Raw genomic sequence first — 14,250 nt, 5'->3', positions numbered from 1 at the left:
GGCTACAGGGTCTTTACTTGGCAACAGGCACCTTCATGGACGCGACCAATGAGCGATTCCCAGCACACCCACAAGCCCGGCGACGGACACGATCACAGTCATAAATTGCAGCCTGTGCATAAACATTCACAGGGTGGCGATGCTTGCTGCGGATCGAAAGTCGCTGCGCCGGCACCGGTTCATGCGCACGAAGATTCCTGCTGCTCGTCGAAAGCCGCCGCGCCTGCGCTGGTGCAACTGAGCGAAAAGACCAGCGCTGACGCGCGGCTGAGCAGTTTCCGCATCGAGGCGATGGACTGCCCGACCGAGCAGACGCTGATCCAGAACAAGCTCGGCAAACTCGCCGGCGTGCAGCAACTGGAATTCAACCTGATCAACCGCGTACTCGGCGTGACCCATAACTTGCCGGGCACCGAACCGATCACCGAAGCGATCAAATCCCTCGGTATGCACGCCGAGCCCCCGGAGGCGGGCGTCGAAGCACCGGCCCCGGCGCCAGTGAAAAAGCACTGGTGGCCCTTGGCGCTGTCCGGTGTCGGCGCCCTCGCTGCCGAAGTCATCCACTTCACCAACGCCGCGCCCACCTGGGTGGTGGCGATCATCGCGCTGGTGTCGATCCTCAGCGGTGGCCTGACCACCTATAAAAAGGGCTGGATCGCCCTGAAGAACCGCAACCTCAACATCAACGCGCTAATGAGCATCGCCGTCACCGGTGCCATCCTCATCGGCCAGTGGCCGGAAGCGGCGATGGTGATGTTCCTGTTCACCGTCGCCGAGTTGATCGAAGCGCGCTCGCTGGACCGTGCGCGCAACGCGATCAGTGGTCTGATGCAGATGACGCCGGAGCAAGCCACGGTGTTGCAGGCTGACGGTTCGTGGATTGAGCAGAACGTGAAAAGTGTCGAGCTCGGCGCCCGCGTGCGAGTGAAACCCGGCGAGCGCATCGCGCTGGACGGTGAAGTGGTCAGCGGCAGTTCGACCATCGACCAGGCGCCGATCACCGGTGAGAGCCTGCCAGTGGAGAAAACTGTCGGCGACAAAGTTTTCGCCGGCACCATCAACCAGGCCGGTTCGCTGGAATACGCGGTGACCGCAGCGGCGAACAACTCGACTCTTGCGCGGATCATCCACGCCGTCGAGCAGGCCCAAGGCGCGCGTGCGCCGACCCAGCGCTTCGTCGATCAGTTCTCGAAAATCTACACGCCCGTGGTGTTCGTATTTGCCTTGGCCGTGGCGATCATTCCGCCGCTGTTCATGGGCGCTGTGTGGTTTGACTGGATCTACCGTGCGCTGGTGTTGCTGGTTGTCGCGTGCCCATGTGCATTGGTGATTTCGACCCCGGTGACCATCGTCAGCGGCCTTGCGGCAGCGGCGCGCAAAGGCATTCTGGTCAAGGGCGGCGTGTATCTGGAGGGCGGTTTCAAACTGGATTATCTGGCGCTGGATAAAACCGGGACGATCACCCACGGCAAACCGGTGCAGACCGATTACCTGTCGCTCGATCCAACCGCCGATGCCACCGCACCGGCAATTGCCGCTGCCTTGGCCGGTCGCTCCGATCACCCGGTGTCGCTGGCCATCGCCAACGCTGCTGTGGATAAAAACTTCGCCGCGCTGATTGTGGATAACTTCGAAGCGCTGGGCGGGCGGGGCGTCAAAGGCGACATCAACGGCCAGACCTACCACTTGGGCAACCATCGTCTGGTCGAAGAACTCGGCCTGTGCTCGCCGGCGCTGGAAGAAAAGCTCTTCGCGCTGGAGAAACAGGGCAAATCCGTGGTGTTACTGCTCGACAGCTCCGGCCCGTTGGCACTGTTCGCTGTGGCCGACACCGTCAAGGAAACCAGCCGCGAAGCGATCCGCCAATTGCATGAACTCGGGGTGAAAACCCTGATGCTCACCGGCGACAACGTCCACACCGCCCAAGCGATTGCCGCACAGGTCGGGATCGACGAAGCGCGTGGCGACTTGCTGCCGACCGACAAGCTGCAAGCCATCGAAGAGCTTTATGCACAGGGCCGCCGAGTCGGCATGGTCGGCGACGGCATCAACGACGCGCCGGCACTGGCCCGCGCCGAGATTGGTTTTGCCATGGCCGCGGCCGGTACCGACACCGCGATTGAAACCGCCGATGTCGCCCTGATGGACGACGATCTGCGCAAGATTCCGGCATTCATCAGCCTGTCGCGCAATACCGCAAGCATCCTGAAACAGAACATTGCGTTGGCACTGGTGATCAAGGCTATCTTTCTTGGGGTAACCTTCGCCGGGCTCGCCACCATGTGGATGGCGGTGTTCGCCGACATGGGCGTGAGCCTGTTGGTGGTGTTCAACGGTTTGCGCCTGCTGCGCAAATAGATGAGGAAAGGTTGTGCTGAGTGCCGAGCTGAAAGCGTTTTACATGGTCGCCCGCCTGGGCAGCATCACGCTGGCGGCGAAAAAACTCGGCCTCAGCCAACCGACCGTGACCACGCAGATCCGCAATCTGGAAAGCCAGTATTCGGTGGAGCTGTTCTACCGTGGCGGCCGGCGTCTGAGCGTCAGCGACGAAGGTGCGCGGTTGCTGCCGATGGTCAAGACGCTGTTGCAGCAGGAGGCCGACATCGAGTTTTTTCTGCGCAACAGCGGTCAGGTGCAGGGTACTTTGCGCATTGCCGCGACGGCGCCGTATTACATCCTCGATCTGGTGAAGACCTTTCGCGAGCGCTTGCCGCAGGTGGAAGTGTCGGTGGAAATCGGTAACTCGCAGCAGGTGCTCGAAGCGCTGGAGGATTACCGAGTGGACGTCGCCGCTTCGTCACAGTTGCTCGACGATGCGCGATTGATTCGCCGGGTGCTCGGCACTGATCCACTGGTACTGGCGGTGCATCGCAACCATCCGCTGGCGGCCCATGATCATGTGACATTGAGCGCACTGGCCGGGCATACCTTGTTGATGCGCGAAACCGGGTCAACGACGCGGCGGCTGACTGAAGAGTTGCTGGCCAGCGCCGGGGTGAGTTTCGGTCCGTTGCTGGAGATTGGCAGCCGTGAGTCGATCCGTGAGGCGGTATTGCGCAATATCGGCATCAGCATCATTGCCCGGCAGGAAGTGCCGCATGACCCGCAGTTGCGCGTGTTGACGATCGAGAATGCGCCGCAGATTCCGGAGTATCTGTATTGCCTGAAAGAGCGCAAAGGCGCGCGGTTGCCGGCGGCGTTCCTCGGGTTGGCGCAGGAAATGTCCCCCGCGTAATGATCGTTCCCACGCTCCGCGTGGGAATGCAGCCCGGGACGCTCTGCGTCCCAACAGCCGAACGCGGAGCGTCCGATGAGGCATTCCCACGCAGAGCGTGGGAACGATCTCTGGTGAACCAAAATCCCCGAATACCACTATCACCAGTTTTTGCCTCACTGCCACATGACGGACGCATTACAACTCTAGGATTGGCCCCATCTGCTTGATGAGGTCTGTCCATGAATCCTGCCATCGCAACTGCCCTGACCAACCCCGGTGCGCCGATGAAAGTGCGCGGCGTACAGAAACGCTTCGGCGCGTTCACTGCGCTGGATAACGTCTCCCTCGACGTCGCCGCCGGTGAACTGGTCTGCCTGCTCGGCCCGTCGGGCTGCGGCAAGACCACGTTGCTGCGCTGCATCGCCGGTCTGGAGAAGCAGGACAGTGGCGAGCTGTACCTTGGCGACCGCGATGTCTCGCACCTCGCCCCGCAGGCCCGCGACTACGGGATTCTGTTCCAGTCCTACGCGCTGTTCCCCAATCTGACGGTCGAAGCGAACATTGCCTACGGCCTCGCTGGCGGCGGTCGTGATGAAGTACGCCGTCGCGTCGGGCAGATGCTGGAACTGGTCGGCCTCACCGGCAGCGAGAAAAAGTACCCCGGCCAATTGTCCGGCGGCCAGCAACAGCGCGTTGCTCTTGCTCGGGCCTTGGCACCAGCACCATCGCTGCTGTTGCTCGATGAACCGATGTCCGCCCTCGACGCCCGCGTCCGCGAGCATCTGTGCACCGAACTGCGCCAGCTGCAACGCAACCTCGGCATCACCACGCTGATGGTCACGCACAATCAGGACGAAGCCATGCTGATGGCCGACCGCATCGCCGTGATGAACAACGGCCGCGTCGAGCAATACGCCACCCCGCAGGAAGTCTACAACCGCCCGGCCACGCCCTTCGTGGCGGAGTTCGTTGGTCAGGGCAACTGGCTGCCGTTCCAGCGCAGCAGCGACACTCACGCGCAGGTCGGCGGAATGAACCTGCGCCTCAGCGACGGCAGCATCCAGCGCGCCTCGGGTCGGTTGTTCTGCCGCCCGGAAGCGATCAACGTCAATCCGCCAGTGCATGAAGAAAACCTGTTCCCGGCCAAAGTCCGCGAGATCACCTTCCTCGGCAACCGCTGCCGCATGAGCTTCGAACTCGATCAGTTGCCGGGCCACGCCTTGCTCGCCGAACTGGCGCCGGAAGCCATGCCGCGCCTCGGCGCCCAGCAAATCATGGTCGCCTTGCCGCCGCGCAGCCTGCAGGTGTTTGCCTGATGAACAGCAACCTCGCGCTGCCGCTACCGCACAAGCAGGTGCGACAGTCTTCGAAAGCCGAGATTGGCGACCGCATTTTTGTCGTCGGCGGCAAGCTTCTCTTGCTGCTGTTGCTTGGCGTCGCGGTGTTGCTGCCGTTGCTGGCGATCTTCTGGCGCGGCTTCAGCAGTGAAGCCGGGCAGGGCGGTGGCTGGCTCGCGGCCAAGGAGTTGGTGACCAGCGAGAATTTCCACTGGCTGCTCGGCAACAGCCTGAAGGTTTCCCTCAGCGTCGCGGCCATCGTCGTACCGCTGGCCTACCTGTTTGCCTACGCGCTGCAACGCACAATGATTCCGGCGAAGGGCATCTGGCGCGGAATTTCCCTGCTGCCGTTGATGGCGCCGTCGATGCTGCCAGGCATTGCACTGGTCTATCTGTTCGGCAACCAGGGCATGTTGCGCGGCCTGCTCTCGGACAACATCTACGGGTTCTGGGGAATTGTGCTGGGTGAGGTGATTTACACCTTCCCGCATGCATTGATGATTTTGCTCTCGGCGCTGTCGCTGGCCGATGCGCGTCTGTTTGATGCTGCGTCGAGCATGGGCGCCAGTCCCGCCAAGGCTTTCCGCAGCATCACCTGGCCGGCCACTCGCCAAGCGGTGTTTGCCGCGTTCTGTCTGGTGTTCACCCTGACCATCACCGATTTCGGTGTGCCGGTGGTGGTCGGTGGCGACTATCAAGTGCTGGCGCTGGAAGCCTACAAAGCCGTGGTCGGCCAACAGCAGTTCGGTCGCGGCGCGTTGATCGGCATGGTGCTGTTGCTGCCGGCGCTGTTCAGCTTCGGCGTCGATGCGTGGTTGCGTCGGCGACACGGCGATTCCATGAGCGGGCGTGCACAGGTGTTCAAACCGGCACCGTCGAAACTGCGCGATGGCTGCTATCTGGCGATTGTTGTGCTGATCAGCGCCGCGTTGATTCTGGTGTTCGGCATGGCGGTGTTTTCCTCGCTGGTGAAGTTCTGGCCGTACAACCTGTCGCTGTCACTCAATCATTACCAGTTCAACGAAACTGCTGGCGGTGGCTGGCTGGCCTACAGCAACAGTCTGAAGATGGCGTTGGGCACGGCGTTGATCGGCAGCGTGCTGATTTTCACCGGCGCTTACCTCATGGAGAAAACCCGCAGCCAACGCGGCCTCAATCTGGCCCTGCGCATGCTCAGTTTTGTGCCGATGGCGGTGCCGGGGCTGGTGCTCGGTCTGGGTTACGTCTTCTTCTTCAACCTCACGGGTAACCCGCTGCATGTGCTCTACGGGACGATGACGCTGCTGATCGTCTGCACGATTGCGCACTACCTGACCACGGCACAAATGACCGCGACCACCGCGCTGCGCCAACTCGATGCCGAGTTCGAAGCCGCCGCGCTGTCGCTCAAAGCGCCGCTGTACCGCCACTACCTGCGTGTCACTGTGCCGATCTGCCTGCCGGCGCTGCTCGACATCGTGCGCTACCTGTTCGTCTCGGCGATGACCACGGTTTCTGCTGCGATCTTCCTCTACAGCCCCGACACCATCCTTGCGGCGGTCGCGGTGCTGAACATGGATGACGCCGGCAACGTCGGCGGCGCGGCGGCGATGTCGACCCTGATTCTGTTCACCTCGGCGGGCGTGTCCTTGCTGCTGGCGTGGGCTTCGCGCGGCTTGCTGCGCCGTTCTCAAGCCTGGCGGCAAACCGCGCCCGGTCACTGATTCCAACCCCGTTCAACTCATTACAGGAAAACGATCATGTTCAAGCCTATGGCCCTGGCCGCTGCTGTGCTCGCTACTTTCAGCCTGAATGCCTTCGCGGCAAAAACCGAGTTGACGGTGTACACCGCCCTCGAGGCCGAGCAATTGAAGTCCTACAAAGAAGCCTTCGAAAAGGCCAACCCGGACGTCGAGATCAAGTGGGTGCGTGATTCCACCGGGATCATCACCGCCAAGCTGCTCGCCGAGAAGGCCCGTCCGCAGGCTGATGCGGTGTGGGGCCTCGCGGCTTCCAGTCTGGCGATCCTCGATCAGCAAGGCATGTTGCAGAGCTACGCGCCAAAGGACCTCGGCAAGATCGGCGCGAACTACCGCGACGCCGCGAACCCGCCAGCGTGGGTCGGCATGGACGTCTGGGCCGCGACCATTTGCTTCAACACCGTCGAGGCCGAGAAGCAGGGCCTGAGCAAGCCCGTGAGCTGGCAGGACCTGACCAAACCTGAGTACAAGGGCAAGATCGTCATGCCCAACCCGGCGTCGTCCGGCACCGGTTTCCTCGACGTCAGCGCCTGGCTGCAAACCTTCGGCGAGAAGCAGGGCTGGGCCTATATGGACGGTCTGCACCAGAACATCGGCCAGTACGTTCACTCCGGTTCCAAGCCTTGCAAACTGGCAGCGGCGGGCGAATTCCCGATTGGTATTTCCTTTGAATACCCGGCAGTACAGCTCAAGCGTCAGGGCGCGCCGCTGGACATCATTCTGCCGAAGGAAGGTCTGGGTTGGGAGATCGAAGCGACGGCGGTGATCAAAGGTACGCCGCATGAAGAGGCAGCCAAGAAACTGGCTGACTTCTCAGCGAGTGCTGAGGCGATGGATCTGTACAAGGAGAACTTCGCTGTCCTCGCGCAGCCAGGGATCGCCAAGCCGCAGACCGAATTGCCGGCGGATTATGAGCAACGCCTGATCAAGAACGACTTTGCCTGGGCCTCGAAGAATCGCGACGAGATCCTCACCGAGTGGCGCAAGCGTTATGACGGCAAGTCCGAGAAAGTGGTTGCCAAGTAACCGTTGCCGATCGTTCCCACGCTCCGCGTGGGAATGCAGCTAAGGACGCTCCGCGTCCCTGTGACGCGGAGCGTCACGGGATTCATTCCCACGCAGAGCGTGGGAACGATCATTGAGGTAGCTTCATGACACAACAACAAGACTTGCTGATCGTCGGCGCCGGCATCCTTGGCCTGTCCCACGCCTACGCCGCCGCCAAACGCGGCCTCAAGGTCGCCGTTTTCGAACGCACCGCCACCCCCCTCGGCGCTTCGGTGCGCAACTTCGGTCAGGCCTTGGTCACCGGCCAACCGCCGGGCCCAATGCTCGAACTGGCCAAGGCCAGCCGCGAAATATGGGGCGACTGGGCGCAGCTCGCCGGTTTGCAAATCAAGCGCAACGGTTCCTATCTGTTCGCCCGCACTGAAGCCGAAGAACATCTGCTCGAAGCCTTCTGCAACGGTCGCGCCGTGGAACACGGTTACAACATCCAGTTGCTGCGCGGCGCTGCCTTGCGCGATCTGTATCACGGTCAGTTCAGCCACCACCGCGCCGCGTTGCACGGTATGGACGATCAACAGCTGTATTCGCGCGAAGCGATTCCGGCACTGATCGATTATCTGCGCCGCGACCTTGGTGTGGCGTTTCATTTCTCCACGCTGGTGCGCGACGTCGAACCGGGGCGTCTGCACAGCACTGTCGGCAGCTTTACGGCGAAGCAGATTATCGTCTGCTCGGGCCACGATTATCAGACTTTGCTGGCCGAGCCGATTGCCGCACTCGACCCGCAAATCTGCCGCCTGCAAATGCTCCGCGCCAAACCGCAGACCGAACTGAATCTGCAACACGCCTTGCTCACCGGCCTCAGCTGCGTGCATTACGGCGCCTTCGCCGATCTGCCGGAAGCGGCGGCGGTGCAGGCGCAAATCCTCCGTGAGCAACCGCACCTGCACGACAACGGCATCCACCTGTTGATCAGCCCGACGCCGTACGGCGAACTGATCATCGGCGACTCGCACCATTACGGCAGCGACCCTTCACCGTTCAACGCCGAGCAGGTGGATGACTGGATGCTCGAACTGGCCGTGCAGACGCTGGGCTGCAAGGTGCAAGTGGTCGAGCGCTGGCAGGGCGTCTATGGTTCCCGGGGACCGGGGCCGTTTTCGTTCCTGCGCCCGGCAGCGGGGCTAAGTGTGGCGCTGATGCACACCGGCGTCGGCATGAGCGTCGGCCCGGCGTTGGCTGAGCGCAATATCGCGCAGTTGCTGGAGGAAGATTGATGACAGGTCACGAGCAAGTCGTCGCCCGGGTGTTCGGCTTGTATGAGCGCTTTGGCACTAGCGATTACATCGGCGAGCCGGTGTCGCAGATCGAGCACATGTCCCGGGCCGCTGAGCTGGCGATGGCCGAAGGCTTCGATGACGAAGTGGTGCTCGCGGCGTTCTTCCATGACATCGGCCATTTGTGTACCGAGGGCGCGGAGAACATGGGCGGGTATGGCGTGGTCAGCCATGAACGGCTGGGTGCGGATTATTTGCGTGAGGCCGGGTTCAGCGAGCGCATGGCGCGGCTGGTGGAATATCACGTGCAGGCCAAGCGGTATCTGACGTTGCGTGAGCCGGGGTATTTTGATCGGCTGAGTGAGGCGAGTCGGCGGACGCTGGCGTATCAGGGCGGGGTGATGACGGAGGCTGAGGCTGATGCGTTTGCGCGGGATCCGTTGTGTGCTGTCAGCCTGCGGATGCGCCAGTGGGATGAGTTGGCCAAGGAGATGGCGGTGCCGGTGATCGATTTGGCGGTTCTCAAGCGCAAGGCTGAGGTTTTGTTGTCGGCCGAGTGATTGTCACCCTCATCGGATCGCCGCCCGCCCAGCCCTCGCCCGGAGGGAGAGGGCGCCTACGGAGTTGTTCTCAGGTGATACATCGACCTGAAATATCCAGCCGAACTCAGGTTTTGAAAAGGCTGGAGATCTGCTCCCTTCCCCCTCTACCCCTTGGGGGAGAGGGCTGGGGTGAGGGGGTAGCGATCTAAAGCTCAAGCACCCGATCAACCAACGCCTCAATCTGCTCCTGCCGTTCCGCTTGATTCAATTTCGCCTGCGGATTGAGCGACGACCACTGCGGATGCGCCCGCGCCTTGCTCAATGCCTCCGGCAACTTGCCCTCTCGCCAGGTCTTGTCCTGCGGTGTCGCCACCTGAACCGCATCCATCGCCGCATGCCCACGCTGATCCAGCGCCAACACCAGTTGCCGCTGACGCAACGCCAGCAGCCGCAACACCCCGTCATCCACCGTCAGCTCACGCTGCCCTTTGATCTTGCCCAGCAACCGGCTGCCATAACTACGCGCCGTCTGCAGCGCACCACCGGCAATCGCCCCAGCCAACGCCGCCGCGCCAAGGGTAATCCCGCCAACCAGCAAATCCACACCAGCCCCCGCCGCCGCACCGGCAGCAATGCCGCCACCCACGCGCACGCCGAGTTGCTTCAAGGTTTCCGGGTTGAACAAATCATCGCCCCAACGTCCATCCAGCAGCGGCAAATCACTCGCCGCCGCATCTTGCGGGCGGAACGCATACAGCTTGAGCAGCGCCTCAACACACTTCTGCTCACGCTGACGCACAGCCTTGCGCAGCTCGCTGATCGCTTGCTGTTCCTGCTCCGCTTCGCTGACCACACTGCGTCGGCAAGCCGCACAGTCGATCAACAATTCAGCAATCAATCGCGCCGCACTTTGCTGACGCGCGAGGCGCTGAGCCTGTTGATCGGCAATCAACCGCTCCAATTGTGGCCGAGCATTCTCCAGCAACAACGCGAGACTTTCGTACAGCCGCCGCTCGCCATCCTCCGGCGGCGCCACGCTGTCGAAACGCACCAGCGCATGCAGCCCAAGCCGCGCCAGCGCTTCACGCCAATCTGGCTCGCGATGGTTGGCGCTGCTGACAAAATTCAGTACCGGCAGCAGCGGTTTGCCGCAACTGGCGAGTACTTCCAGCTCATCGCGATATTTGGCCAACACCGGTTCGCGGGCGTCGATCACATACAAACCGGCGTCGGAGGCGAGCAGTTGCCGTAGCACTTTCGCCTCCTGCTCGAAACGCTGGCGCGCTTCGCTGCCGTCGAGAAACCGCGCCAGCCGCGCCGGGCCATCGAGGCGTTCGCCGGGCCGCTCCAGTCGTTCGAGAAAATCCAGCAGAGCGATCGCATCTTCCAGGCCAGGCGTGTCGTAGAGATCGAGCAACGGCTCGCCGTCCACCGACAACCGCGCACCTTCGACATGCCGCGTGGTACTCGGGCGATGGGAGACTTCGCCGAAGCCGACATCGCGGGTCAGCGTGCGTAGCAGCGAGGTTTTGCCGACGTTGGTGTGGCCGACCACCGCGAGTTTCAGCGGCGCTTTCCAGGCATCAGTCATGGCCACTCTCCAGCCAGTTCAACGGTGCGCAATCGGCAAACTGCAGATCCAGCTGTTGCAGCGCGGTGTGCCAGTCGCCGAGGCGCTCGGCATCCAGTGCTTCGCCCGGTGGCGCTTGCAGCAGCCACACGCGAGTCTCGCCCGCGCTGCGCGCCAGTTCAGCGATCAAGGCGAGGCTGCCGCGATCCGGCGAGCGCCGTGGGTCGCAGGCAATCGCCAGACGTGCCGGCGGGAAGCGGCTGAGTTGTTCGAGGAGTTTATGGCGCGATTCGCGACTGTCGAGGATACCGGCGTTGCTGACGTTTTTCGGCAGTGCGGGTGGCCATGGGCGTTGTTCATCGAGTTCGATGGCGACCAATAAGGCACCTTCGCTGGCGAGTCCGCCGACGCTGCTTTCGACGCGGTGCAGTTGCGCAGGCTCCGGATCGTTGACGCCGAGGCGTTCGCTGGTTGGCATCAGACGTTCACGCAACTGCGCGTAGCCGGGCAGGTTCAGCTCCAGACGCAAGCGATCCCGACCACGCTTCCAGCGCCAACGGCAGAACAGCATCAGCAGCAGACGGGGTAGCACGCCATAGATCAGCACCGCGCCGACCAGCCATATCGCCCACATCTGGCGAACCAGGACGCGGTTGTAATCGGTGTCCAGCGTCACGCGAATCATGTCCACGCTCGGCGCACTCCAGCCCAGCGCATGGGGAATCACCGTCAACGCATCAGTCAGTGCCGCGAAGAAGTCTGCACCCAGCAGCGTGCTTTCCCAGATGAAGTCATATTGCCGAGTGGCCATCATCAATATCAGCATGCTTAGCGCGCTGAACATGATCAGCAGCCACAGGCCATTGACCAGCGTGCCAATCGCCCAGCGATTGAGTTTGTGGCGTTGCAGCAAGACCAGTAATGCGGGGGGTAATTGCGCGGCCTTGGCGTCCCGGGCAAATTTTTCGCTGAGCCACAGCCACAGGCGGCCGAGCGCAGCTCCGTGTTCGCCAGCGAAAAGCAGGCCCAGCGCCCAGCTCAGCAGGAGGATCAGATTGACCCCGAGCAAGGTGCCCAGCGCCCAGAAAATATTGACCGCTCGTGTGCCGTCGCCGAGCGCAGAAAATGCCATGCCTGCGCCAGTGACGCAGGCCAGTAGCGCCATCAGCACCAGCGCCAGACGCGCACCTTGCAGCCAGTGTTTGAGGGCTGCCGTCAGCCCGTCACGCTCGGCCAGCCATAAAGCCCGGCGCTGAATGCGGCTCGGCAGATCGCCGCCGGCCGTGCGCGCCAGTCGGTTGGCTTCCAGATCGTCCAAGGGGCCTGCGTGTTCTTCGCGCAGGCGCACGGTCTCGGTCAGCCAGAGGTTTTGCAGTGGAGTCAGTTCAGTCACGCGGCGTCCCGTCGCTTAAATGAGCGCTGAGCATAACCGCTGTGGCGCTTATCGGGGTAAGCGCGGCTCTGGTATCCTCGCCGGCATGACTAAATCACTCCCCCTCAGCCTGATCGCAGCCCTCGGTGAAAACCGCGTGATCGGCGTCGACAACAGCATGCCCTGGCACCTGCCGGGGGACTTCAAATACTTCAAGGCCACCACCTTGGGCAAGCCGATCATCATGGGTCGCAAGACCTGGGATTCGCTCGGCCGGCCATTGCCGGGGCGCTTGAACATCGTGGTCAGCCGTCAGGCCAATCTGGTGCTCGAAGGTGCGGAAGTTTATCCGTCGCTGGAAGCAGCCGTGGTTCGCGCCGAGGAATGGGCGAAGGAGCAGGGCGTCGATGAGCTGATGCTGATTGGCGGCGCGCAGCTGTATGCGCAAGGGCTGGCGCAGGCGGATCGTCTGTATCTGACTCGCGTGGCGTTGAGCCCGGAAGGGGATGCGTGGTTTCCAGAGTTTGATTTGGAGCAGTGGAAACTGGTCTCGAATGTGCCGAATCCGGCTGAGGGCGACAAACCTGCGTACAGCTTTGAGGTTTGGGAGAAAGCCTAAGAGCTTCGTCGGAACGCCGCCCGGAGCAAGCTCGCTCCCACAGGGGAAACGCATTCCTATGTGGGAGCGAGCCTGCTCGCGAAGAGGCCAGATCAGGCAAAGATGAGCTTAAGCCTGAGCCAGCTCCGCATGCTCATCCGCATCCAGCAATTCTTTATCAGTCTGCTGCATCACCTGACTGGTAATCGCCCCAGCGGTAATCGAGCCACTCACGTTCAACGCCGTGCGGCCCATGTCGATCAGCGGCTCAACCGAAATCAGCAACGCCACCAGTGACACCGGCAAGCCCATCGCCGGCAGCACGATCAGCGCCGCGAACGTCGCACCGCCACCCACACCGGCCACACCCGCCGAACTCAACGTCACAATCGCCACCAGCGTCGCGATCCACAGTGGATCCAGCGGATTGATGCCTACGGTTGGCGCAACCATCACTGCCAACATCGCCGGGTACAGACCCGCGCAACCGTTCTGGCCGATGGTCGCACCGAACGAAGCAGCAAAACTCGCCACCGATTGTGGAATGCCCAGACGACGGGTCTGCGCTTCAATGCTCAGCGGAATGCTCGCGGCGCTGGAACGGCTGGTGAACGCGAACGTCAGCACCGGCCAGATCTTGCGGAAGAAGCGCAGCGGGTTGATACCCGCCGCCGAAACCAGCAAACCGTGCACGACGAACATCAGGCCCAGACCGAGGTACGACACCACCACAAAACTGCCGAGTTTGATGATGTCTTGCAGGTTGGAACCGGCGACCACTTTGGTCATCAGCGCCAGCACGCCGTATGGGGTCAGTTTCATCACCAGACGCACCAGGCGCATCACCCAGGCTTGCAGGGTGTCGATGGCGTTGATCACTTTCTGACCTTTCTCGACGTCATCCTTGAGCAGTTGCAGCGCTGCGACCCCGAGGAACGCGGCGAAAATCACCACGCTGATGATCGAGGTTGGCTTGGCCCGCGCCAGATCGGCAAACGGGTTTTGCGGGATGAACGACAGCAGCAGTTGCGGCACATTCAGATCGGCGACCTTGCCGGCGTAGTCGGTCTGAATGGTTTGCAGACGGGCCATTTCCTGGGTGCCGGCGACCAGACCTTCAGCGGTGAGGCCGAACAGGTTGGTCAGGCCGATGCCGATCAGCGCCGCGATCGCAGTGGTGAACAGCAGGGTGCCGATGGTCAGGAAGCTGATCTTGCCCAGCGACGAAGCATTGTGCAGGCGTGCCACGGCGCTGAGGATCGAGGCGAACACCAACGGGATGACGATCATTTGCAGCAACTGTACGTAGCCGTTGCCGACCAGATCGAACCAGCCGATCGACGCTTTCAGCACCGGGTTGCCGGCACCGTAAACGGTGTGCAGGGCCACGCCGAACGCAACACCCAGCACCAGCGCGAGCAGGACTTTTTTCGCCAGGCTCCACGTGGTGTGGCGGGTTTGTGCCAGACCGAAAAGCAGGGCGAGGAACACCAGCAGGTTGAGAATCAACGGTAGATTCATGAGATCTCCAGGAAAGACTGTGCCAACAGCCTTCCGGGGCTGCTGCGAACCGGCAAGCCTAACAGCTTG

The 14,250-nt window shown here is 62.2% G+C and carries 11 protein-coding genes; 8 read left to right on the top strand and 3 right to left on the bottom strand.

The genetic code is table 11. The annotated features are described in order from the left end of the window. Positions 1–48: 48 nt before the first annotated feature. The 7 genes from AB4O11_RS06800 to AB4O11_RS06770 all read left to right on the top strand — a co-directional run bounded on the left by AB4O11_RS06800 (position 49) and on the right by AB4O11_RS06770 (position 9,138). Positions 49–2,358, top strand: a complete 2,310-nt coding sequence (locus tag AB4O11_RS06800) for a heavy metal translocating P-type ATPase (RefSeq protein WP_460130371.1) — start codon at positions 49–51, stop codon at positions 2,356–2,358. A 13-nt stretch (positions 2,359–2,371) separates the two neighbouring features. After that, positions 2,372–3,235 carry a LysR family transcriptional regulator gene (locus tag AB4O11_RS06795; protein ID WP_093429801.1) on the top strand — a complete coding sequence of 288 codons (864 nt, stop codon included), beginning with the start codon at positions 2,372–2,374 and terminating at the stop codon, positions 3,233–3,235. 221 nt (positions 3,236–3,456) lie between these two features. Then, the gene (locus tag AB4O11_RS06790) at positions 3,457–4,533 is read left to right on the top strand and encodes a putative 2-aminoethylphosphonate ABC transporter ATP-binding protein (protein ID WP_460130370.1); all 1,077 of its coding nucleotides are present in this window, start codon (positions 3,457–3,459) and stop codon (positions 4,531–4,533) included. After that, the gene (locus AB4O11_RS06785; RefSeq protein ID WP_460130369.1) at positions 4,533–6,257 is read left to right on the top strand and encodes a putative 2-aminoethylphosphonate ABC transporter permease subunit; all 1,725 of its coding nucleotides are present in this window, start codon (positions 4,533–4,535) and stop codon (positions 6,255–6,257) included. Before AB4O11_RS06790 ends, AB4O11_RS06785 begins: the two co-directional genes overlap by 1 nt. 36 nt (positions 6,258–6,293) lie before the next feature. Continuing rightward, complete coding sequence (locus AB4O11_RS06780) at positions 6,294–7,319, top strand: putative 2-aminoethylphosphonate ABC transporter substrate-binding protein (protein WP_093429804.1); 1,026 nt, start codon at positions 6,294–6,296, stop codon at positions 7,317–7,319. A 125-nt stretch (positions 7,320–7,444) separates the two neighbouring features. Further along, on the top strand, positions 7,445–8,578 hold the full coding sequence (locus AB4O11_RS06775) for a TIGR03364 family FAD-dependent oxidoreductase (RefSeq protein ID WP_460130368.1): 1,134 nt from the start codon (positions 7,445–7,447) through the stop codon (positions 8,576–8,578). Beyond that, on the top strand, positions 8,578–9,138 hold the full coding sequence (locus AB4O11_RS06770; protein WP_460130367.1) for a phosphonate degradation HD-domain oxygenase: 561 nt from the start codon (positions 8,578–8,580) through the stop codon (positions 9,136–9,138). Before AB4O11_RS06775 ends, AB4O11_RS06770 begins: the two co-directional genes overlap by 1 nt. A gap of 187 nt (positions 9,139–9,325) precedes the next feature. Here the strand turns inward: AB4O11_RS06770 and AB4O11_RS06765 are convergent, their stop codons facing one another. Both AB4O11_RS06765 and AB4O11_RS06760 read right to left on the bottom strand, forming a co-directional pair. Beyond that, positions 9,326–10,711, bottom strand: coding sequence for a GTPase/DUF3482 domain-containing protein (locus AB4O11_RS06765; RefSeq protein WP_093429806.1), 1,386 nt, complete (start codon positions 10,709–10,711; stop codon positions 9,326–9,328). After that, positions 10,704–12,083: a DUF2868 domain-containing protein gene (locus AB4O11_RS06760; protein WP_460130366.1), complete on the bottom strand. Its 1,380-nt coding sequence runs from the start codon at positions 12,081–12,083 to the stop codon at positions 10,704–10,706. Before AB4O11_RS06760 ends, AB4O11_RS06765 begins: the two co-directional genes overlap by 8 nt. Before the next feature lie 85 nt (positions 12,084–12,168). Between AB4O11_RS06760 and AB4O11_RS06755 the strand changes: the two genes are divergently transcribed. Further along, entirely contained in the window at positions 12,169–12,681 is a 513-nt protein-coding gene (locus tag AB4O11_RS06755; protein WP_099759369.1) for a dihydrofolate reductase, read from the top strand. A 108-nt stretch (positions 12,682–12,789) separates the two neighbouring features. Here the strand turns inward: AB4O11_RS06755 and AB4O11_RS06750 are convergent, their stop codons facing one another. Beyond that, positions 12,790–14,181, bottom strand: a complete 1,392-nt coding sequence (locus tag AB4O11_RS06750; RefSeq protein ID WP_095049438.1) for an L-cystine transporter — start codon at positions 14,179–14,181, stop codon at positions 12,790–12,792. Positions 14,182–14,250 lie beyond the last annotated feature (69 nt).

Source organism: Pseudomonas sp. H1_D05 (assembly GCF_054682705.1).
This window is presented reverse-complemented; position numbering and strand designations above follow the sequence as displayed.

Bases quoted from the DNA above. Each gene is read 5' to 3' on its own strand.
- AB4O11_RS06765 (WP_093429806.1), bottom strand. From the start codon at position 10,711: ATGACTGATGCCTGGAAAGCGCCGCTGAAACTCGCGGTGGTCGGCCAC.
- AB4O11_RS06770 (WP_460130367.1), top strand. From the start codon at position 8,578: ATGACAGGTCACGAGCAAGTCGTCGCCCGGGTGTTCGGCTTGTATGAG.
- AB4O11_RS06785 (WP_460130369.1), top strand. From the start codon at position 4,533: ATGAACAGCAACCTCGCGCTGCCGCTACCGCACAAGCAGGTGCGACAG.
- AB4O11_RS06790 (WP_460130370.1), top strand. From the start codon at position 3,457: ATGAATCCTGCCATCGCAACTGCCCTGACCAACCCCGGTGCGCCGATG.
- AB4O11_RS06755 (WP_099759369.1), top strand. From the start codon at position 12,169: ATGACTAAATCACTCCCCCTCAGCCTGATCGCAGCCCTCGGTGAAAAC.
- AB4O11_RS06750 (WP_095049438.1), bottom strand. From the start codon at position 14,181: ATGAATCTACCGTTGATTCTCAACCTGCTGGTGTTCCTCGCCCTGCTT.
- AB4O11_RS06780 (WP_093429804.1), top strand. From the start codon at position 6,294: ATGTTCAAGCCTATGGCCCTGGCCGCTGCTGTGCTCGCTACTTTCAGC.
- AB4O11_RS06800 (WP_460130371.1), top strand. From the start codon at position 49: ATGAGCGATTCCCAGCACACCCACAAGCCCGGCGACGGACACGATCAC.
- AB4O11_RS06775 (WP_460130368.1), top strand. From the start codon at position 7,445: ATGACACAACAACAAGACTTGCTGATCGTCGGCGCCGGCATCCTTGGC.